This is a genomic window from Streptomyces sp. WM6372 (genome assembly GCF_001279655.1).
Classification (GTDB): Bacteria; Actinomycetota; Actinomycetes; order Streptomycetales; family Streptomycetaceae; genus Streptomyces.
In genome coordinates this window covers 21,151-41,193 of the sequence record NZ_LGDB01000195.1, presented here as the reverse complement: position 1 = coordinate 41,193, position 20,043 = coordinate 21,151, and the positions used below count along the sequence as shown (strand labels likewise).

23 protein-coding genes are annotated in these 20,043 nt (G+C 72.6%); 13 read left to right on the top strand and 10 right to left on the bottom strand.

Going from position 1 to position 20,043, the window contains the following annotated elements; genetic code table 11:
• Window positions 1–23: 23 nt before the first annotated feature.
• Window positions 24–815, bottom strand: coding sequence for a transglutaminase-like domain-containing protein (locus tag ADK52_RS23055; RefSeq protein WP_053691742.1), 792 nt, complete (start codon window positions 813–815; stop codon window positions 24–26).
• A complete protein-coding gene (locus ADK52_RS23050; RefSeq protein ID WP_053691741.1) occupies window positions 812–1,813 on the bottom strand; it encodes a GNAT family N-acetyltransferase in 1,002 nt (333 codons plus the stop codon). Before ADK52_RS23050 ends, ADK52_RS23055 begins: the two co-directional genes overlap by 4 nt.
• Before the next feature lie 117 nt (window positions 1,814–1,930).
• Between ADK52_RS23050 and fdxA the strand changes: the two genes are divergently transcribed.
• Entirely contained in the window at window positions 1,931–2,260 is a 330-nt protein-coding gene (fdxA, locus tag ADK52_RS23045) for a ferredoxin (protein WP_030868357.1), read from the top strand.
• A 118-nt stretch (window positions 2,261–2,378) separates the two neighbouring features.
• A complete protein-coding gene (gene dapC, locus ADK52_RS23040; RefSeq protein WP_053691740.1) occupies window positions 2,379–3,473 on the top strand; it encodes a succinyldiaminopimelate transaminase in 1,095 nt (364 codons plus the stop codon).
• An 89-nt stretch (window positions 3,474–3,562) separates the two neighbouring features.
• Here dapC and ADK52_RS23035 read toward each other — a convergent pair whose 3' ends face one another.
• Together ADK52_RS23035 and ADK52_RS23030 are read right to left on the bottom strand one after the other, a co-directional pair.
• Window positions 3,563–4,030, bottom strand: a complete 468-nt coding sequence (locus ADK52_RS23035) for a hypothetical protein (protein WP_053691739.1) — start codon at window positions 4,028–4,030, stop codon at window positions 3,563–3,565.
• Between the two features lie 237 nt (window positions 4,031–4,267).
• The gene (locus tag ADK52_RS23030; RefSeq protein WP_078988536.1) at window positions 4,268–5,233 is read right to left on the bottom strand and encodes a hypothetical protein; all 966 of its coding nucleotides are present in this window, start codon (window positions 5,231–5,233) and stop codon (window positions 4,268–4,270) included.
• 86 nt (window positions 5,234–5,319) lie between these two features.
• Here ADK52_RS23030 and dapE point away from each other — a divergent pair, with 86 nt between their 5' ends.
• Window positions 5,320–6,399, top strand: coding sequence for a succinyl-diaminopimelate desuccinylase (dapE, locus tag ADK52_RS23025; RefSeq protein ID WP_053691737.1), 1,080 nt, complete (start codon window positions 5,320–5,322; stop codon window positions 6,397–6,399).
• Window positions 6,400–6,463: 64 nt separating this feature from the next.
• The gene (locus tag ADK52_RS23020; protein WP_053691736.1) at window positions 6,464–7,231 is read left to right on the top strand and encodes a TIGR00730 family Rossman fold protein; all 768 of its coding nucleotides are present in this window, start codon (window positions 6,464–6,466) and stop codon (window positions 7,229–7,231) included.
• A 20-nt stretch (window positions 7,232–7,251) separates the two neighbouring features.
• Here ADK52_RS23020 and folP read toward each other — a convergent pair whose 3' ends face one another.
• Entirely contained in the window at window positions 7,252–8,112 is an 861-nt protein-coding gene (folP, locus tag ADK52_RS23015; protein ID WP_053691735.1) for a dihydropteroate synthase, read from the bottom strand.
• Between the two features lie 82 nt (window positions 8,113–8,194).
• Here folP and ADK52_RS23010 point away from each other — a divergent pair, with 82 nt between their 5' ends.
• Complete coding sequence (locus ADK52_RS23010; protein ID WP_053691734.1) at window positions 8,195–8,560, top strand: DivIVA domain-containing protein; 366 nt, start codon at window positions 8,195–8,197, stop codon at window positions 8,558–8,560.
• Complete coding sequence (locus tag ADK52_RS23005; RefSeq protein WP_053691733.1) at window positions 8,557–9,132, top strand: DNA-3-methyladenine glycosylase I; 576 nt, start codon at window positions 8,557–8,559, stop codon at window positions 9,130–9,132. Before ADK52_RS23010 ends, ADK52_RS23005 begins: the two co-directional genes overlap by 4 nt.
• A 60-nt stretch (window positions 9,133–9,192) precedes the next feature.
• On the opposite strand, the gene ADK52_RS23000 is transcribed toward ADK52_RS23005, so the two are convergent.
• Window positions 9,193–9,996 carry an enoyl-CoA hydratase/isomerase family protein gene (locus ADK52_RS23000; protein ID WP_053691732.1) on the bottom strand — a complete coding sequence of 268 codons (804 nt, stop codon included), beginning with the start codon at window positions 9,994–9,996 and terminating at the stop codon, window positions 9,193–9,195.
• Window positions 9,997–10,329: 333 nt separating this feature from the next.
• Here ADK52_RS23000 and ADK52_RS40425 point away from each other — a divergent pair, with 333 nt between their 5' ends.
• The gene (locus ADK52_RS40425; RefSeq protein ID WP_003966491.1) at window positions 10,330–10,497 is read left to right on the top strand and encodes a DUF3117 domain-containing protein; all 168 of its coding nucleotides are present in this window, start codon (window positions 10,330–10,332) and stop codon (window positions 10,495–10,497) included.
• 173 nt (window positions 10,498–10,670) lie between these two features.
• On the opposite strand, the gene ADK52_RS22995 is transcribed toward ADK52_RS40425, so the two are convergent.
• A complete protein-coding gene (locus ADK52_RS22995; RefSeq protein WP_030153432.1) occupies window positions 10,671–11,333 on the bottom strand; it encodes an O-methyltransferase in 663 nt (220 codons plus the stop codon).
• Window positions 11,334–11,549: 216 nt separating this feature from the next.
• On the opposite strand from ADK52_RS22995, the gene sigE reads away from it, so the two are divergent.
• The 5 genes from sigE to ADK52_RS22970 all read left to right on the top strand — a co-directional run bounded on the left by sigE (window position 11,550) and on the right by ADK52_RS22970 (window position 15,851).
• Window positions 11,550–12,329, top strand: coding sequence for an RNA polymerase sigma factor SigE (gene sigE, locus ADK52_RS22990; protein WP_078621824.1), 780 nt, complete (start codon window positions 11,550–11,552; stop codon window positions 12,327–12,329).
• A complete protein-coding gene (locus tag ADK52_RS22985) occupies window positions 12,326–12,949 on the top strand; it encodes a zf-HC2 domain-containing protein (RefSeq protein WP_053691731.1) in 624 nt (207 codons plus the stop codon). Before sigE ends, ADK52_RS22985 begins: the two co-directional genes overlap by 4 nt.
• 128 nt (window positions 12,950–13,077) lie before the next feature.
• On the top strand, window positions 13,078–14,373 hold the full coding sequence (locus tag ADK52_RS22980; RefSeq protein WP_053691730.1) for a S1C family serine protease: 1,296 nt from the start codon (window positions 13,078–13,080) through the stop codon (window positions 14,371–14,373).
• A gap of 106 nt (window positions 14,374–14,479) precedes the next feature.
• Window positions 14,480–14,926: a sec-independent translocase gene (locus ADK52_RS22975; RefSeq protein WP_053691729.1), complete on the top strand. Its 447-nt coding sequence runs from the start codon at window positions 14,480–14,482 to the stop codon at window positions 14,924–14,926.
• A gap of 151 nt (window positions 14,927–15,077) precedes the next feature.
• Window positions 15,078–15,851, top strand: coding sequence for a hypothetical protein (locus ADK52_RS22970; RefSeq protein WP_053691728.1), 774 nt, complete (start codon window positions 15,078–15,080; stop codon window positions 15,849–15,851).
• Window positions 15,852–15,903: 52 nt separating this feature from the next.
• On the opposite strand, the gene ADK52_RS22965 is transcribed toward ADK52_RS22970, so the two are convergent.
• The 3 genes from ADK52_RS22965 to ADK52_RS22955 form a co-directional block, all read right to left on the bottom strand.
• Window positions 15,904–17,019: an Mrp/NBP35 family ATP-binding protein gene (locus ADK52_RS22965; protein WP_053691771.1), complete on the bottom strand. Its 1,116-nt coding sequence runs from the start codon at window positions 17,017–17,019 to the stop codon at window positions 15,904–15,906.
• An 87-nt stretch (window positions 17,020–17,106) separates the two neighbouring features.
• On the bottom strand, window positions 17,107–17,658 hold the full coding sequence (locus ADK52_RS22960) for a DUF1003 domain-containing protein (protein ID WP_053691770.1): 552 nt from the start codon (window positions 17,656–17,658) through the stop codon (window positions 17,107–17,109).
• A 133-nt stretch (window positions 17,659–17,791) separates the two neighbouring features.
• The gene (locus ADK52_RS22955; RefSeq protein WP_053691727.1) at window positions 17,792–19,063 is read right to left on the bottom strand and encodes a magnesium transporter MgtE N-terminal domain-containing protein; all 1,272 of its coding nucleotides are present in this window, start codon (window positions 19,061–19,063) and stop codon (window positions 17,792–17,794) included.
• 181 nt (window positions 19,064–19,244) lie between these two features.
• On the opposite strand from ADK52_RS22955, the gene ADK52_RS22950 reads away from it, so the two are divergent.
• Window positions 19,245–20,042, top strand: coding sequence for a hypothetical protein (locus ADK52_RS22950; RefSeq protein WP_234344175.1), 798 nt, complete (start codon window positions 19,245–19,247; stop codon window positions 20,040–20,042).
• Window position 20,043: the final 1 nt, after the last annotated feature.

Sequence of the window (20,043 nt, the reverse complement as noted above, 5' to 3'; positions counted from 1 at the left end):
CGCCCCGGCGACCGCCCCGGCGGTCAGTTCAGCAGCGCCCTGGCCGACAGGGCCTCGCTGCGGATCCGTGCCGCGGCGGGCGGGTCGATCGCGTCGACGACCTGCGCGTAGGACTCCATCTCGGCGGCGCCGAACGCGAACTGCCCCCGTTCGACCAGCAGCTTCGCCCGTTCGTACCGCAGCGACGCCGGATGCGAGGGCAGCAGCAGCGACAGCTCCAGCGCCCACAGCGCCACCCCCGACTGCTCCGGCCGGGCCGCCGCCCACGCCCGGATGTTGTTCAGGATCCGCAGGACGATGTCCAGCGTCCGCGCGGGCGTCCGCGGCTCGGCCGCCTGTTCCGCGGACCCGGCCCCCAGCGAGGCGCCCCCGGCGAAGGGGTCCACCACCAGCCCCTCGTCCGGGTCCCCGAACCCCACCACGAAGTGCCCCGGCAGCCCCAGCCCGTACACCGGCGCACCCGCGCGCCGCGCGACCTCCAGCCAGACGACCGACAGGAGGATCGGCAGGCCCCGGCGGCGCCGCAGCACCTCGTGCAGCAGCGAGGACGACAGCCGGTCGTAGTCAGCGGGCGTGCCGTGGAAGCCCATCCGGCCGCCCAGCAGCTCCGTCACCGCCGAGGCCCAGGCCTTCCCGCCGCGCAGCCCGTACGGCAGCATCCCCGCCAGCCGGTCCAGCTCGATCTGCGCCCCGTCCATGGCCCGTTCGTCCAGTGCCGGATCCGCCTCCGCGGCCAGCAGCAGGCACAGCAGGGCCAGGTCCGGCCGCTCCGAGCGGGCCTCCTCCGCGAACCGCGCCCGGGATTCCGCGCTCATCGCCCGGCCCCCGCGCTCCGGCCCCGGAAGTGGTGGTACGCGTGGTGCGTCGCGAAGCCGAGCCCGTCGTACAGCGCCAGCGCCCCCGCGTTGTCCGCCTCCACCTGGAGCCACGCCGCCGACGCGCCCTCCTCCAGCGCCCGCCGGGCCAGTACCGCCATCACCGCCGTGCCCAGGCCACCGCGCCGGTGCTCCGGATCGACCTCGACCGCCGCGAAGCCGGCCCACCGGCCGTCCACCACCAGGCGCCCTATCGCCCGCCCGGGCAGCGTGGCGAACCACACCGACGGCCCCGCGACCAGCACCCGCCGGGCCACCTCCGGGTCCTTGACCCGCCCGTACATCCCGAGCCACTCCTCGTCCGGGGCGCGGGTCAGCCGTACCTCGGAGTCGGTGGCAGCGGTGTCCACGTCCGCGATCGGCGCGAGCGCCGCGATCCGGACCTCCGCCGACACCTCGTTCACCCAGCCCCGGCGCTCCAGCTCCGCGCCGAGCAGCTCCTGCGTGCCGACCGCGCCGGTCGCCGTCTGCACGTACGCCGGAAGTTCACGTTCCGCGTACCAGGACGTCACTCGCGCGAGTGCTTCGTCCAGCGGGACCCCCGGGTCGCCGAGCGGCAGCACCGAGTTGGCCCGCCGGGTGAAGCCGCCGGCCGCCCGCAGCGTCCACTCGCCCAGCGGCTCGCTCTCCAGCGGCTGCCAGGCCCGCGCGCCGACCCGCGCCAGCTCCTCGAAAGAGGCCGCTGGACCCCGCCGCCGGGCCGGTGCCGGGGGTACGATCTTGCCCGCCACCAGCGACGATTCCGAGATGTGGACGGACTCGCCGCTCTTTCGTGTGATCGTCAGCACACCCTGGTCCCAGGATGTGAGAACCCCTACCGTGTCAGTGAACGAGGGCGCCTCGTCCGCCCCGCCCTGCACCCGTCGTACAGAGACTCGTTTACCCACGTCAGCCGGGGTAATACGGATCTCCAGCAGCCCACCGGCAGTGATTTCCACAGCTCTGTCCGCCCCTCCTGTTCGGATCGTGCCCGGGAACGGAGATACTAGGCGTGGGCATCGACGACGCCGCGCTCCCGCGCGATATGGAAAGCCCTACCGAGGAGGAACGAGAGCGTGACCTACGTCATCGCGGAGCCTTGTGTCGACGTCAAGGACAAGGCATGCATCGAAGAGTGCCCCGTCGACTGCATCTACGAGGGCCAGCGGTCCTTGTACATCCACCCCGACGAGTGCGTCGACTGTGGTGCGTGTGAGCCGGTCTGCCCGGTCGAGGCCATCTTCTACGAGGACGACACTCCGGAAGAGTGGAAGGACTACTACAAGGCGAACGTCGAGTTCTTCGACGAGCTCGGTTCGCCCGGTGGTGCCTCCAAGCTGGGCCTGATCGAGCGCGACCACCCCTTCATCGCGGCGCTTCCGGCGGACATCAACCCGAGTCACTGACGACGGTCGGCACCGCCAGAACCGCCCCTCGGTCCCGTACGGCCCCGTGCCGCGCGGGACCGAGCCGTTTGCCCGCACAGCCCCGTACGTCCAGCACCAGTAGAGAGCAGAGAACACCGTGGCCGCAGTATCCGCACGTCTTCCCGCCTTCCCCTGGGACAAGCTGGAGCCGTACAAGAAGACGGCGGCGGCCCACCCGGACGGCATCGTGGACCTGTCCGTCGGCACGCCCGTGGACCCGGTCCCGCAGCTGGTCCAGGACGCCCTCGTCGCGGCCGCCGACTCCCCGGGCTACCCCACGGTGTGGGGCACCGTCGCGCTGCGCGACGCGATCACCGGCTGGCTGAAGGGCCGCCTCGGCGCGAGCGCCGCCGGACACCGCAACGTCCTGCCGGTCGTCGGCTCCAAGGAGCTGGTGGCCTGGCTGCCGACCCAGCTGGGGCTGGGCGCCGGGGACAAGGTCGCGTACCCGCGGCTCGCGTACCCCACGTACGAGGTCGGCGCTCGGCTGTGCGGGGCGGAGGCGGTCGTCTACGACGACCCCACGGAACTCGACCCGGCCGGCGTGAAGCTGCTGTGGCTCAACTCCCCGTCCAACCCCACCGGGAAGGTCATCCCGAAGGAAGACCTGGTCCGGATCGTGGCCTGGGCGCGCGAGCACGGGATCCTGCTCTTCAGCGACGAGTGCTACCTGGAGCTTGGCTGGGAGGCCGAGCCGGTCTCCGTCCTGCACGACGACGTCTGCGGCGGCTCCTACGAGGGCATCGTCGCCGTCCACTCGCTCTCGAAGCGCTCCAACCTGGCCGGCTACCGGGCCGCGTTCATCGCCGGTGACGCCGAGGTGCTCGGCGAGCTGCTGGAGATCCGCAAGCACGGCGGCATGATGACCCCGGCGCCGGTGCAGGCGGCCACGGTCGCCGCGCTCGGCGACGACGCGCACGTCGCGGAGCAGCGCGGGCGCTACGCGGCGCGGCGCGAGGCGCTGCGGGCCGCCCTGGAGGCGCACGGCTTCCGGGTCGAACACAGCGAGGCCAGCCTGTACCTGTGGGTGACCCGGGACGAGCCCTGCTGGGAGACGGTCGCCCACCTCGCCGAGCTGGGCATCCTGGTCGCCCCGGGCGACTTCTACGGTGAGGCGGGCGCGCAGTTCGTCCGCGTCGCCTTCACGGCGACGGACGAACGCGTCGAAGCGGCGGTCAAGCGCCTCGCCTGACCCGGCGCCGGCGCGACCGCGGTCCGCAGACGGCCCGAGGGGCCGGGAGTTCGCGCTCCCGGCCCCTCGGTGTTCCTGCGTGCGGCGGGTCAGCCGCCCAGCGGGAGGCCGCCGCCCAGCGGCAGCCCCTGGGTGGGGAGCGCGCCGGTCAGGCCGCCGGCCGGGACGGCGTCCGTGGGGAGCGCGCCGGTGGACAGGGCGTCGGTCGGCAGGGCGCCGGTGGGCAGCGCCTCGGTCGGCAGGCCCTTGGCCGGCAGCCCCTTGGCGGGCAGCCCGCCGAGCAGGCCGGTCGCGGCGTCGGTGACCCCGGCGGGGGCGCCGGGTACGGCCTTGGCGGCGGTGTCCGTCGCGCCGGCGGCAGCGGCCTCACCGGTGCCGACCACGTCGCCCGCGGTGCCGGTGGCGTCCGAGGCGTCCGGGCTGGTGAGCGCGCCCAGCTGCGGCACGGACTCCAGGCCCGCGGCGCTGGCCGCGCCGGCCGCACCGACCACGGGAGCTGCCCCGGCTGCGAGCAGCAGCGCGGTACGGGCGATCCGGCGGGTCAGGGGGAGGGACATGATGCTCCTAAGCGGTAGCGGCTGAGTACGCCGTGTACAACCGCTCGGGGGGCGGGTGGAGTTGCGGAGACACCGGGTAAAGGATCAGTAACGCATCGTTTAATCGGCCTGCGCGACAAGCTCACCGGATGTGCGCCGACCAGGGATTCCGTCCTTCCGGAGGCGGATCGGGCCGCCGCCGGGTCACCCCCGCACGGGGGACGCCTCGTACAGGCGAGCCCACGGCGGCGACGCGTGTCACTGGGCCACGAAGATCCGTACCGAGCCGTCCTCCGCGCGGTGCGGGTCGACGGCCCCGGTCTTGCCCTGCGGGCCGGCGGGCGCCAGCTGCTGCCACTCGCCCTTCGCCTGGCCCGCCACCCAGCTCGCCGGGCCGTACGAGACCCGGACGACGCCCATCCCGCGCGAGTTGGCCACCGCCCAGCCCGCCATCACCTTGCTGCCGCGCGCCGCCGAGGCCCCGCCGTCCTTCTTCTCGACGAAGGTCACCTCGGCCTCCTTGACCTTCCCGGCCGCGTCCTGCGTACGGCGCGGCTCCGCCGGAGCGTCGTGCATCTTCGTCTTGGCGAAGATCCGGGTGAGCTCCGTGCGCACCTTCTCCGGGTCGCCCGGCGCGGTCGGCGCGGGCCCGCCGCAGGTCAGCTCGCCGTCCCCGGCGAACGCCGCCGCGATCACGACCGCTTCCGACTCGTGCTTCGCGTACGCCTCGGGGTAGCCGCTGCGCTGCACCTCCTGCGCGGCCTCCGTCAGCGGGAGATCGGCGTATCCCTTGACCTGGACGAGGTGGTCGTAGAACTTCCCGGCCGAGTACACCGGGTCCATGATCTGCTCCTCGGTGCCCCAGCCCATCGAGGTCCGCTGCTGGAACAGCCCCAGCGAATCCCGGTCGCCGTGGGGGAGGTTGCGCAGCCCCGACTCCTGCATCGAGGTCGCCAGCGCGATGGTCACGGCCCGGTCCGGCAGGCCCTTGGCCACGCCGACCGCGGCTATCGTCGCGGCGTTGCCCGCCTGTTCCGGGGTCATGTCGACGCCGGTCGGACTCGTCCGCACGCTCGCCGTGCAGTGCGGCGCGCCGCCACCGCCGTTCGTGGTGTTGTACTGCACGGCGAAGTAGCCGATCAGCGCGAACAGCACCAACACACCGGCACACGTGAGCAGCGGGCGGCGTCGGCGACGAGGACGGGGGGGATCGTTCCGGGTCACGGCGCCCACCGTACTTGAGCCATGCGACGCGTCCACCGGCCGGACGTGAGAGCTTCGCCGCAGTCCGGGGCATTAGGGTCAGAGCCATGTCCGAATCCGAGCTGGACCTCACCCTGGACGCCGCCGAGCTGACCGCCCGGCTCGTCGACATCCCGTCCGTGAGCGGCGACGAAAAGGTCCTCGCCGACCTGGTGGAGCACGCGTTGCGCGCCCTGCCGCACCTCACGGTCGACCGGTACGGCAACAACGTCGTGGCCCGTACGAACCTCGGCAGGGCCGAGCGCGTCGTCCTCGCAGGCCACCTCGACACCGTGCCGATCGCCGACAACGTCCCGTCCCGCCTGGACGAGAACGACGTCCTGTGGGGCTGCGGAACGACCGACATGAAATCCGGCGTCGCCGTACAGCTGCGCATCGCGGCGACCGTGCCCGAGCCCAACCGCGACCTCACCTTCGTCTTCTACGACCAGGAGGAGGTCGCCGCCGACCTCAACGGCCTGGGCAAGGTCGCCGAGGCCCACCCCGACTGGCTGACCGGCGACTTCGCGGTCCTGCTGGAGCCGTCGAACGCCGAGGTCGAGGGAGGCTGCCAGGGCACCCTGCGCGTCCTGCTGCGCACCTCCGGCGAGCGCGCCCACTCCGCGCGCAGCTGGATGGGCTCCAACGCCATCCACGCGGCGGCCCCGATTCTCGCCAAACTCGCGGCGTACGAGCCCCGCAAGCCGGTGATCGACGGCCTGGAGTACCACGAGGGCCTGAACGCCGTCCGCATCGAGGGCGGCGTCGCCAACAACGTCATCCCCGACGCGTGCACGGTGACGGTCAACTTCCGCTTCGCCCCGGACCGCAGCATGGACGAGGCGATCGCCCACGTCCGGGAGGTCTTCGCGGACTGCGGCGTCGACGAGTTCGTGATCGACGACTTCTCGGGCGGCGCCCTCCCCGGCCTCTCCCACCCCGCCGCGGCGGCGTTCATGGAGGCGGTCGGCGGCCGCGCCATGCCGAAGTTCGGCTGGACGGACGTCTCCCGCTTCAGCGCCCTCGGCGTCCCGGCGGTCAACTACGGCCCGGGCGACGCCCTGCTGGCCCACAAGGTCGACGAGCGCGTGGAGACGAAGGCGATCCTCCACTGCGAGGAACGACTCCGCGCCTGGCTGACCTCCTGAATTCCGCTTCTCGTCACCTTCGTGCGCCTAGGCTGATCCAACGATCAGCAGGAGGGAGCACATCATGGGCAACCACCGCACTTCCGACGGGGACGCTCGTCGTCGGCCCGAGGAGCAGCAGCTCGGGCCGGTGCTGCGCAGGCGGAGCCAGGTGCAGGCGGGCAGTACGACGGACCAGCGGCTGCTGGACTCCGCCGGGCCTTCCGAGTGGGTGCACACCGATCCCTGGCGGGTCCTGCGCATCCAGTCGGAGTTCATCGAGGGCTTCGGCACGCTGGCGGAGCTGCCGCCGGCGATCAGCGTGTTCGGCTCGGCCCGTACGCCCGTCGGCTCGCCGGAGTACGAGGCCGGCGTGCTGATCGGCAGCGCGCTCGTGGAGGCGGGCTTCGCGGTGATCACGGGCGGCGGCCCGGGCGCGATGGAGGCGGCCAACAAGGGTGCCCGGGAGGCCAACGGGATCTCCGTGGGCCTGGGCATCGAGCTGCCCTTCGAGCAGGGGCTCAACCAGCACGTGGACCTCGGGCTGAACTTCCGGTACTTCTTCGTCCGCAAGACGATGTTCGTGAAGTACAGCCAGGGCTTCGTGGTCCTGCCGGGCGGACTCGGCACGCTCGACGAGCTGTTCGAGGCCCTGACCCTGGTCCAGACCCAGAAGATCACCCGGTTCCCGATCGTGCTGTTCGGGTCGGAGTACTGGTCGGGCCTGATCGACTGGCTGAAGAACACGGTGATCGCGCAGGGCAAGGCCTCGGAGCGCGACCTCTACCTCTTCCACGTCACGGACGACGTGGACGAGGCGATCGCGCTGGTGACCAAGGAAGTCGGCAAGTAGCCGCGGCGGCCGCGCCGCCGCTACGCGAGCCCCCGGCGGGCGACCGCCGGGGGACGGTGGCCCTGGATCGAGCGGACCATGTCCAGGACCTGCTTCGTCTCCGCGACCTCGTGGACCCGGTAGACCTGCGCGCCGAGCCAGGCCGAGACGGCCGTCGTGGCCAGGGTGCCCAGCAGGCGTTCCTTGACCGGCTTGTCGAGGGTCTCGCCGACGAAGTCCTTGTTGGACAGCGAGACCAGCACCGGCCAGCCGGTGTCCGTCATCTCGCCCAGCCGGCGCGTGGCCTCCAGCGAGTGGCGGGTGTTCTTCCCGAAGTCGTGGCCCGGGTCGATCATGATCGCGTCGCGCCGGACGCCGAGCGCGGCCGCGCGCTCCGCGAGCCCGACGGTGACCCGCAGGATGTCCTCCACCACGTCCTCGTACGCGATCCGGTGCGGCCGGGTGCGCGGCTCGACCCCGCCCGCGTGGGTGCAGACCAGGCCGGCGCCGTGCCGGGCCGCGACCTCGGCCAGCTTCGGGTCCACCCCGCCCCAGGCGTCGTTCAGGACGTCGGCCCCGGCCTCGCAGACGGCCTCGCCGACCTCGTGCCGCCAGGTGTCGACGCTGATCACCACGTCCGGGTGGCGGCGCCGCACCTCGGCCACGAAGCCGACCGTGCGCCGGGCCTCCTCGGCCGCGTCCACGTGCTCGCCCGGACCCGCCTTGACCCCGCCGATGTCGATGATCGCGGCGCCCTCGGCGACGGCCTGCTCGACCCGGTCCAGCGCGGGCTCGTCGCGGAACGTCGCACCCTGGTCGTAGAAGGAGTCCGGAGTCCGGTTCACGATGGCCATGATCACCGGCTCGTGGGTGTCGAACTCGCGCCTGCCCAGTCGCAGCATCCCGTTCTTTCCTCCTCCGGCGGCCCTCGCGCCTCGCTGCGACCTTAACCTGGTGGCCGGTGGCCCGATGTCTCTCAGGGAGTTGCTCGTGTTCTGGTTCTTGCTGATCGCGCTGGTAGTGGTCGTCGCGGCGGTCACCCTGGCCGTGGTGGGCGGTGGTTCCGAGGCCGTGCTGCCGGAGGCGGAGCCGGACCGGGTGGCCGACGCGCTGCCGGAGAGCCGCCCGGTCGTACGGGCCGACATCGACGCCCTGCGCCTGCCGGTCGCGCCGCGCGGGTACCGGATGGCCGAGGTGGACGACGTACTGGAGCGGCTCGCGGCGGAGCTCGCCGAGCGGGACGCGCGGATCGCGGAGCTGACGGCCGCGGCCGTGCAGGGCCGCGGCGGCGCGCAGGCGCCGGGCAGCGCGGTCGACCTGCACAAGGACACCCGCCAGGAGGGGCAGTGACGGCGGTCGCGGGTCCGGACGGCGGCCTGCGCTGCCCCTGGGCGCTGGCCACCGAGGACTACATCGCGTACCACGACACGGAGTGGGGGCGCGCGGTGCACGGGGACGACGCCCTGTACGAGCGGCTGTGCCTGGAGGCGTTCCAGTCGGGGCTGTCCTGGCTGACGATCCTGCGCCGCAGGGAAGGCTTCCGTACGGCCTTCTCGGGGTTCGTGATCGCCGACGTCGCCGCCTTCGGGCCGGCCGACGCGGAGCGGCTGCTCGCCGACGAGGGGATCATCCGCAACCGGGCCAAGATCGAGGCCACGCTCGCCAACGCGAAGGTGCTGGCCGAATGGGAGCCGGGCGAACTGGACGCGCTGATCTGGTCGCACGCGCCGGAGCCGGGCCGCCCGGCCCCGGCGACGATCTCCGAGGTGCCGGCGGTGACGCCCGAGTCCACGGCCCTGTCCAAGGCGCTGAAGAAGGCGGGGATCCGGTTCGTCGGGCCCACGACCGCCTACGCGCTGATGCAGGCCTGCGGGCTGGTCAACGACCACCTGGCCGCCTGCGCCGCCCGTACCCCCGCCTGAGGCGGGGGAGGGCGGGGGCGGGTGGCAACGGGGGCGGCGGACTCGGCTGCCGCCCCGGGTTCAGCGGCCCAGGTACTTCGGCGGCTGCTTCGCGAGGAAGGCCTGGACGGCGATCGAGTGGTCCTCGGAGGCGCCCGCGCGGGCTTGCAGGGTGTCCTCGTGGGCCAGTGCCTCGGACAGCGAGTGCGAGGCCCCGTAGGCGAGGGACTCCTTGAGGGCCGCGTAGGCCACCGTCGGGCCGGCCGCCAGGGTGCGGGCCACCGCCTCGGCCTCCGCGTGCAGGGACTCCGAGGGGACCAGGCGGTTCACGATGCCGAGCTCGTACGCCTCCTGCGCCTTCACCGAGCGGGGGAAGAGCAGCAGATCCGAGGCGCGGGAGGCGCCGATCAGGCGGGGCAGGGTCCAGGAGACGCCCGAGTCCGCGGTCAGCGCCACCCCCGCGAAGGAGGTGTTGAAGGAGGCCGTGTCCGCGACGACCCGGAAGTCCGCCGCCAGTGCGAAGCCGAAGCCCGCCCCGGCCGCCACGCCGTTGACGCCCGCCACCACCGGCTTGGGCATCTCGGTCAGGGCGCGCACGATCGGGTTGTAGTGCTCCGCGACCGTGTTCATGGTCAGCGAGGAACCGGTCTCGCGGTCCGCCGCCAGGTTCCCGATGTGCTCCTTGAGGTCCTGGCCGACGCAGAACGCCCGGTTGCCGGCCGCCGTCAGCAGCACCGCACGGACGGCCGGATCGGCGGCCGCCGCGAGGGCCGCGTCGCGCAGCGCGACCTTGGCCTCGGTGTTCATCGCGTTCATGGCGTCGGGACGGTTGATCGTGATCTTCGCGAGTCCGTCGGTCACTTCGTAGAGCACGCTGTCGGCCATGGCAGGGGGTCCCCCTTCGTCGCGGGCTTGGCTACCGGCCGGTACCGGCCGGTGCAAGGGCCAGCATGGCGGACCGGACCGCTCCGGGGCATGTGATGTGCGTCAAAGAAAGCGGAGGGCGGACGCCGGGTGCGACGGCGCAGTATCGCAGGCACGTCCCCGAAATGAGTGGTTTTGGCCGAGCGCGTTGCGCAAGCGTTCCCTGCCGATGTTGGTCATCGGGTCCTGACATGCGGGATAATGGCCAAGAAGCAATGTGTTCGATGCCGGGTTCCAGGCGCCTGAATGGGGCCGTCGGCTGACGATGAGCTGGTTTCAGGAAGGGGAACGAGCATGGCGGCCATGAAGCCGCGGACGGGCGACGGCCCGCTCGAGGTCACCAAGGAGGGGCGGGGCATCGTCATGCGCGTACCGCTCGAGGGCGGCGGTCGGCTTGTCGTCGAGCTGACTCCGGACGAGGCGGACGCCCTGGGTGACGCCCTGAAGAAGGTCGTCGGCTAACCCGTCGGCAGCACCGCAGCACCCGTATTCTCTGCGCCGCCCCGGCCGCTTCCCGCGGTCGGGGCGGCGTTGTGTCATGTCCGGGGAGTTCGTTCGCCCCGGACGGGTCTGCGGCTCCACGGGTCCACGGGTCTGCGGGTCTGCGGGGTTACGGGGCTACGGCCTGCGGGCGCTCAGCGCCGGACCGCGCACAGCAAGCCGTCGCCCACCGGGAGCAGGGCCGCCTCCAGCGCCGGGCTCTCGCGGACGCTGCGCAGCAGCTCCCGTACGCGCAGCACCTCGGTCTGCTGGGCGGCGCCGTCGACGGTGCGGCCGTCCGAGAAGACCCCCTCGAAGCACACCAGCCCGCCGGGGCGCAGCAGGCGCAACGATTCGGCGAGGTAGTCGAGGGACTCGGAGGGGTCCCCGTCGCAGAAGACGAGGTCGTACCCGCCGTCGGCGAGCCGGGGGAGTACGTCGAGCGCGCGGCCGGGGATGAACCGGGCGCGGTTGCCCGCGAAGCCGGCGGCGCGGAAGGCCTGGCGGGCGAAGGCCTGCCGGTCTGCCTCGGGGTCCACGGTGGTCAGCACCCCGTCGGGGCGCATGCCGTGGAGGAGGTGGATGCCGGAGACGCCGGTGCCGGTGCCGATCTCGGCCACCGCCTTGGCGTCCGCGGTGGCGGCGAGCAGGCGCAGCGCGGCCCCGGTGCCCGGGGAGACGGAGCGCAGGCCCGCTTCCCTGGCCCGGTCGCGGGCCCACCGCAGAGCGTCGTCCTCGGCGACAAACGCGTCGGCGAACGCCCAGCTCGTCTGCCGGTTGCCGGTAATGACCCTCTCCTGTCCCCATAGTTGGCGCAACGGTGACTGTATCCGCTGACGTCGGGAACCCGCAGATGGGACCGGGCGTTGGAGAAAACAGCGGTGGATCGAACCAGCGAGGTGAAAAGGGGCGTATGGGCCGAGTGCGGCCGGGATAGATGGGGCGGCAGCGGGCAGATCGACGGCCCGGCCCGTCGCAGGCACGTGCAAAGTTACTGCAAAAACACTTATCCGGAGCTGACGGGAGGGGTGGCTATGGTAGGGACTCCACTGGACACCACCAGAGCCGATAGGGGAGGTGCGGCTGCGCCTGTGGATCGTGGGGGCGTGTTCAGACGCCTCTTCTGGTCGGCGGGTGAGCCGAAATCCGTGACCGACATTGCTGACCGCTTCCACACCGCTGCCACCGCAACCACCGCGACCTTTGCCGCCGATGCGGGCACCCAGGCGTGGACCCCTCCTTCATGGGAGGAGATCGTCAGCACGCACAGTGCGCGGGTCTACCGCCTTGCCTACCGTCTGACGGGCAACCAGCACGACGCCGAGGACCTGACGCAAGAGGTCTTCGTCCGCGTCTTCCGCTCGCTGTCCACGTACACGCCGGGCACCTTCGAGGGCTGGCTGCACCGGATCACCACCAACCTGTTCCTCGACATGGTCCGCCGCAAGCAGCGGATCCGCTTCGACGCGCTCGCCGACGACGCCGCCGAGCGGCTGCCGAGCCGCGAGCCGTCCCCGCAGCAGGTCCTGCACGACACCCACTTCGACGCGGACGTGCAGCAGGCGCTGGACACCCTCGCGCCCGAGTTCCGCGCGGCCGTGGTGCTGTGTGACATCGAGGGCCTGTCGTACGAGGAGATCGCCGCGACGCTGGGCGTGAAGCTCGGCACCGTGCGCAGTCGTATCCACCGGGGCCGGTCGCACCTGCGCAAGGCGCTCAAGCACCGGTCTCCCGAGGCCCGGGCCGAGCAGCGGGCGCTGGCGGGAGTGGCGGTGGGCGCGCCGGGCGCCGGGGGAGAGGGCGGAACCGAGTGAGCGGAGTCAGTCCCTCTCCTGCCGAAGAGCACCTGGGTGACCGGCTGGCCGCCCTGGTCGACGGGGAACTGAGCCATGACGCGCGCGAGCGGGTCCTGGCCCATCTGGCCACGTGTGCCAAGTGCAAGGCCGAGGCGGATGCGCAGCGCCGTCTGAAGAGCCTGTTCGTCGAGAGCGCGCCGCCGCCGCTGTCCGCCGGGCTGTTGGCCCGGTTGCAGGGGCTGCCCGGTGGCGGTCCCGACGGGCCGTCGGGCCCCTCTTCCGGTCCGCTGGGTCCGCCCGGCGCCGATCTCTTCGGGTACGTGGCTCCGGCCGCCCCCCAGCAGGGTTTCCGCATCCACGAGGTGGGGCGGCCGCGCCGCCGCTTCGCGTTCGTGGCGGCCGGGGCGGTCTCGCTGGCCGCGATCGCGCTGGGCGGCTCGCTGCCGATCGACTCGCTGGATCCGACCGTACGGGGCGAGGCCCCGGCATCGCGTCCGGGCCCGGCCGTGTCGGTGACGGACGCGGTGGTCCGCGACCGCGCTCCCGGCCCCGGTTTCGTGGCGGGCCCGCGCCCCACGGCTCCCCTCCCCCCGGTGCATCCCTTCCTCTCTCCCCGCCCGGTCTCGCTGACCCGCTGAGGTGCCGGGGGCCGGGGGCGGAGCCCCCGGTGGGCGGAGGACCTGGTTGAATCTGCGGCAGATGCGCCGCCCGGCGGTGCTACAGGTACCTCCCCAGGCTCCGCCGGGGGACCCCCAGGGGAGCGCCCATGGCCGACCAGCAGCAGTCCGACACGGCCCCGACGTGGTGGAGCCGCCCCGCCGCCCCGCAGGCGGAACCGGAGGCGGCTTCGGCCCCCGCCGCCGAACCCGCGCCCCAGGGCTCCGAGGTTGCGGCGGGGCCGCGGTACGACCCCTGGGGCGAGCAGCCGTTGCAGGTGGTGGACCAGGGCAAGGCGACCGGCGGCGGCCACGTGGTCCGGCTGCGGCACGCCCTCGCGCTCGGGCTGGGCGCCGCCCTGCTCGCCGGGGGCGTCGGCGGGTGGCTCGGCGTGCTCGCCGAGCGGCAGAGCAGCACGCGCCTCGAACTGCCCCAGGCCGCCGTCGAGAACAAGGGCCGCGCCCCCGAGAGCGTGGCCGGGATCGCCGCCACCGCACTGCCCGGCGTGGTCACCCTCCACGTACGCGGCAGCACCGGCAGCGGTACCGGAACCGGGTTCGTCCTCGACGGTCAGGGGCACATCCTGACCAACAACCACGTCGTCTCCGACGCCAAGGACATAACGGTCACCTTCAGCACCGGCGAGAGCGTCACCGCCACGCTGGTCGGCCGCGACAGCGGCTACGACCTGGCCGTGGTCAAGGTCGACGGCGTACGGGGCCTGCAGCCGCTCTCCCTCGGGAACTCCGAGAACGTGAAGGTCGGCGACCCGGTCGTGGCCATCGGCGCGCCCTTCGACCTCTCCAACACCGTCACCGCCGGCATCATCAGCGCCACCGGCCGGCCCATCACCGCCGGCGGCGACAAGGGCGACGGCAGCGACATCAGCTACGTCGACGCCCTCCAGACCGACGCCCCCATCAACCCCGGCAACTCCGGCGGCCCGCTCCTCGACGCCAAGGCCCGCGTGATCGGCATCAACAGCGCCATCCGGGGAGCCGACAAGGGCGATTCCGAGAAGCAGAGCGGCAGCATCGGGCTCGGCTTCGCCATCCCGGTCAACCAGGGCAAGCGCGTCGCCGAGGAGCTGATCCGCACCGGCCGCGCCACCCACCCCGTCATCGGCGTCACCCTCGACATGGAGTACACCGGCGACGGGGCCCGCGTCGGGACCAAGGGCGAGGGCGGCAAGCCCGCCGTCACCCCCGACGGACCCGGGGCCCGGGCCGGGATCCAGGGGGGCGACGTGATCACCAAGGTGGACGGCGTGCGCGTGCACGGCGGAGACGAGCTCGTCATCAAGATCCGCGCCCACCGCCCGGGCGACCCGCTCGCCCTGACCGTGCTGCGCGACGGCCGGGAGCGCACCTTGGAGCTGGTCCTCGGTTCGGCGAACGGATCATGACCAGATGGAGAATCCGCGGCTGATGCGGCACCGATGTATGGGCCCGCCGACGAGGCCGGGTACCGTGTGTCGTGGCCCGAAGTGAAAAGAGCCGAGGAGCGGCAAGGTGTTCAACGACATAGGCGCACTCGAGCTGGTCACGATCGTGGTGCTCGCCATCCTCATCTTCGGCCCGGACAAGCTGCCGAAGGTGATCCAGGACGTCACCGGGGTCATCCGGAAGATCCGCGCGTTCTCCGACAGCGCGAAGCAGGACATCCGCTCCGAACTCGGCCCCGAGTTCAAGGACTTCGAGTTCGAGGACCTGAACCCGAAGACGTTCCTGCGCAAGCAGCTGAGCGAGAACGAGGACCTGAAGGAGATCCGCAGCACCTTCGATCTCCGCAAGGAACTGACGGACGTCACGGACGCCGTGAACAGCCGCGAGGCCGAGCCCGCCCCGGCCGCCGCGGGCAGCGCCGCCGCGCCCGCCGCCACCGGCCCGGACCTGCTGAAGAAGCCCGCCGCCCCGGCCGCCGAGCTGCGCACCCCGTACGACGCCGACGCCACCTGAGACACCCCCTGGTTTCGAGCCTTCCGGGCGATTCGGGGTCCGGTGGCTATCCTCCATGAGTCCGGACCCAGGACGCCCCAGGGTGGGGGTCCCCCCGACGACATGTGGGGGAGGGCGCGTTCCGGACCCCACGGAACGAGAGGCCGCATCGATGGAGACGACGAGCAGTAGCCGGGTAGGGGTGCAGCCCGCCGAGGCGCCCGCTCCCGCTGCCGCACCAGCCGCACCAGCCGCACCGGCCGCGCAGGCGCAGCCCGCGCCGGCCGAGAACGCCGCACCCCCGCAGCCGGCGCCCGCGCAGCCCCAGGAGGCCGCCGCGCCCGTCCCGGCGGCCCGCCGGACGGCGCAGGGGTACCTGCGGGCTGATTTCCCCTGGTACGGGCTGGACGAGGCCTTCACCGGCCCCCGCTGGCTCATGCAGGTGGGCACCGGGGCCGACGGCACCGTCGAGCACGGTTCCACCGGCCACGGCGACGAGCCCTCCGCGCGCGGAGAGCTCGCGACCGGGGAGAAGGAGCGCTTCGCGGTGGTCGTCACGATCGCGAGCAACCCGCTGCGCCGCAGCAGCGACGGCACCGGCGTCCTGGAGGCCACCTCGGTCTCCTCGGCGGCCTGGCTGGCCGGCTCGGGGCTGCTGGCGTACAGCTGGCCGGGGCAGATGGACCACACCCTGCGCGACGACTGGCTCGACCAGCAGACCGAGGCCGCGTGGGAGCTCGCCGACGACCTGGCGGGGCCGGACTGGTCGACGCTCTCGCTCCCGGTCGACGGCGAGCCGACGCCGTTCCACTACCGCGAGTCGGAGTTCGGCTGGGTCCTGGCCGGGTCGACGGCGGCCGGTGTGCACGTGGGCGCGTACGGGCGCGGGATGAGCGCGTACGGACTCGGCTTCTCGGTGATCGGCGACATCGCCTCGTACGAGTAGCCCGGGTACGGGAAAGGGCACCGCCGGCCGGCGGTGCCCTCCTCGCCCGCGCTCAGAACTTGTTGCGCGGGGTGATGCCCAGGGACATGCCGGCCAGGCCGCGGGAGCGGCCGCCGAGCTTGCCCGCGATGGCGCGCAGCGCCGCACCGGCCGGGGAGTCCGGGTCTGACAGGACGACCGGCTTGCCCTCGTCGCCGCCCTCGCGCAGCCGCACGTCGATCGGGATCGAGCCGAGCACCGGCACCGTCGCGCCGACCGTCTTCGTCAGGCCGTCGGCGACCTTCTGGCCACCGCCCGAGCCGAACACGTCGACCATCTCGTCGCAGTGCGGGCACGGCAGCCCGGACATGTTCTCGACGACGCCGACGATCTTCTGGTGCGTCTGCACCGCGATCGAGCCGGCCCGCTCCGCGACCTCGGCCGCCGCCTGCTGCGGGGTGGTCACGACCAGGATCTCCGCGTTCGGCACCAGCTGCGCCACCGAGATCGCGATGTCGCCGGTACCCGGCGGCAGGTCCAGCAGCAGCACGTCCAGGTCGCCCCAGAACACGTCCGCCAGGAACTGCTGGAGCGCCCGGTGGAGCATCGGGCCGCGCCACACCACCGGGGCGTTGCCCGGCGTGAACATGCCGATGGAGATGACCTTCACGCCGTTCGCCGACGGCGGCATGATCATGTTCTCGACCTGGGTCGGGCGGCCCTCCACGCCCAGCATGCGCGGCACGCTGTGGCCGTAGATGTCCGCGTCGACGACGCCGACCTTCAGGCCGTCCGCGGCCATCGCCGCCGCCAGGTTCACCGTCACCGACGACTTGCCGACGCCGCCCTTGCCGGACGCCACCGCGTAGACGCGGGTCAGCGAGCCCGGCTTGGCGAACGGGACCTCGCGCTCGGCGGTGCCGCCGCGCAGCGTCGCCGCCAGGTCCTTGCGCTGCTCGTCGCTCATCACGTCCAGCGTGACCGCGACCGAGGTGACGCCCGCGACCCGCTCGACGGCCTCGGTGACGTTCTTGGTGATCGTCTCGCGCATGGGACAGCCCGACACCGTGAGGTAGACCGTGACCGCGACCTCGCCGCCGTCGCCGATCTCCACCGATTTGACCATGCCGAGCTCGGTGATCGGCCGGTGGATCTCGGGGTCGTTCACCGTCGACAGCGCGTCGAGGATCGCGTCCTGCTCAGGCACGGCGGCGGAGCTTGTGTCGGTAGCCATGCCCCGATGGTACGGCTCGGTAGCCTGCCTCAGGAAAGGCCGCTAGCGGTCGCCTTCGTCACTCTCCGCCGGGAATAGCCGCCGCTCGTCCATCTCCTTGATCAGGTCCTGGAACTCCGACCGGATCCAGTCGCGGGTCGCGACCTCGCCCAGGCCCATCCGCAGCGCCGCGATCTCCCGGGTCAGGTACTCGGTGTCGGCGATGGAGCGCTCGTTCTGCTTGCGGTCCTGCTCCAGGTTGACCCGGTCGCGGTCGTCCTGCCGGTTCTGCGCGAGCAGGATCAGCGGGGCCGCGTACGAGGCCTGCAGCGACAGCATCAGCGTCAGGAAGATGAAGGGGTACTCGTCGAACCGCAGGTGCGTGGGCGCGAAGATATTCCACAGCACCCAGACGATGATGACCAGCGTCATGTAGACGATGAACCGGCCCGTGCCGAGGAAGCGCGCCACCCGCTCCGACAGCCGCCCGAACGCCTCCGGGTCGTACACCGGAAGCACCCGCCGCCGGTCCGACCGGGGCTGGTCCAGGCGCACCCGCGGCGAGCGGCTCAGCGCGGTCGACCCGGTCGCGGAAGCGGCCGCCTTCGACCGCATCCGCTCGGCGGACTCCTCCTCGCGGCCCGTGAGCCCCTGCTCGCGCGCGTACTCACGGGCGTGCTCGCGCGCCAGCTCGCGCCGCACGCGGATCTGCTCGCGGCGCCGTTCGCGCGACGGCTCACCCCGTCGTTCACTGCCCACTGGAGACCTCCTCGGAGTGGAAGTCCGTCTCCCGCCAGTCGTCGGGCAGCAGGTGGTCCAGTACGTCGTCCACGGTCACCGCGCCCAGCAGCGAGCCGCTCTCGTCCACCACCGGCACCGCCACCATGTTGTACGCGGCGAGATGGGTCGTCACCTGGGGAAGCGAGGCGTCCGGACGCAGCGGCGGCAGGTCCGTGTCCACGATCGAGCTCACCAGCGTGAACGGGGGGTCCCGCAGCAGCCGCTGGAAGTGCACCGTGCCCAGGTACTTGCCCGTGGGCGTCTCGTCCGGCGGCCGGCACACGTACACCTGCGCGGCCAGCGCCGGCGACAGGTCCGCCTGCCGTACGCGGGCCAGCGCGTCCGCGACCGTCGCGTCGGGCCGCAGCACGATCGGCTCCGTCGTCATCAGACCGCCCGCGGTGTTCTCCTCGTATGACAGCAGGCGCCGCACGTCGGCCGCGTCGTCGGGCTGCATCAGCGTCAGCAGCCGCTCCTTGTCGTCCTCCGGGAGCTCCGAGAGCAGGTCGGCCGCGTCGTCCGGGTCCATCGCCTCCAGGACGTCGGCGGCGCGCTCCTCCTTCAGCTTCCCGAGGATCTCCACCTGCTCGTCCTCGGGCAGCTCCTCCATGACGTCCGCGAGCCGGTCGTCGTCGAGGGCGCTGGCCACCTCGGCGCGGCGCTTCGGCGTCAGGTGGTGCAGGACGTTCGCCACGTCGGCCGGGCGCATCTGCTCGAAGGTGGCCACCAGGTTCTCGGCGCCCTGGCCCTCCTCCTCCAGCGAGAAGCCGGTCACCGCCGACCACTCCACGGTCAGGGTCTCGCCGCGCCGGCGCAGCGCGCCGCTCTTGCCCTTCCGTACGAAGATCTTGTCGATCTCCCAGTCCCGGCGGGCCGGCAGCTGCTGGATGGCCACGTCGAGGACGGTGACCTCCTCGCCGGTGGCCCCCAGCGTCACCCGGCGGTCCAGCAGTTCACCGAGGACCAGGCGCTCGGTGGGCCGCTGCTCGAAGCGCCGCATGTTGACGACACCGGTGGTGATGACCTGTCCGGACTCCACGCCCGTCACCCGGGTCATCGGGAGGAAGATCCGGCGCCGGCTGACCACCTCGACCACCAGGCCCAGCAGCCGCGGCGGACGCCCGCCGACGCGCAGCATCGCGACGAGGTCGCGGACGCGGCCGACCTGGTCGCCGTTGGGGTCGAAGACGGGCACACCCGACAGATGCGAGACGAAGATCCGCGGGGCGCCACCAGCCATGCGAGCGCCTCCTAGAGCGTCGATCCTCAGTCCTGCCGCCCCTCAGGCTAGCCCGTGCCCAGGGAGAGCGTCCTGGTGGGGCGGTCCGCCCGTGGGTAGGGCAGACCACCCGCCCGGTGCCTCGGCTACGGGCGGGTACGCTGCCTGCTGCTCCAAGACGCACGACGAGAGGCACCTGCCCGTGACCGCCTACCTCCCCGCCGTTCGGCTGCGCCGGGCGGCCATCGTCGGTGTCCTGTTCGCGGGCCTGGCCGTCGCCGCTACGGGCTGCGGCGCGGACCCGGACGAGGGCACCAACGGGGTCGGCAAGCTCTCCGCCGACCAGATCGAGGACAAGGCGAAGGCCGCGGCCGGCGCCGCCGCCTCGGTGCACCTGTCCGGCACCCTCGTCAGCGGCGGCAAGTCCTTCGCGCTCGACATGCGGCTGGGGAAGGACGGCGGCTCCGGCGAGGTGAAGTCGCAGGAGGACACCTTCCAGGTGCTGCGGGTGGGCGAGCAGCTCTACCTCAAGGCGAGCGCCGCCTTCTGGGGGAAGTCCGACTCGGCCGGCAAGCTCGGCGACAAGTACGTGAAGGTGCCCGAGGGCGACCCGACGTACAAGCAGTTCCGCGGGTTCACCGACATGCACGTGCTGCTCGACGGGCTGCTCGGACTCGACGGCAAGCTCGCCAAGGAGGACGACTACACCAAGGTCGGGCACACCCGCGCGGTCCTGGTCACCGCGGACAAGGGCAAGGGCGGCAAGCTGTCGGTCTCCCTGGAGGGGACCCCGTACCCGCTGCGCCTGGAGCGGGCCGGCGGGGCCGGGCAGGTCGACCTCGCGGAGTGGGGCAAGACCTTCCCGCTGGAGGCGCCCGCGCAGGACCAGACCGTCGACTACGGCACCCAGATGCCGACGACCAAGGACCAGGGCGGGGGCTCCGCCCCGTCACCGAGCCCGGGCAAGGGCTCCGGACAGGGTTCCAGCCCCACCAAGTAGC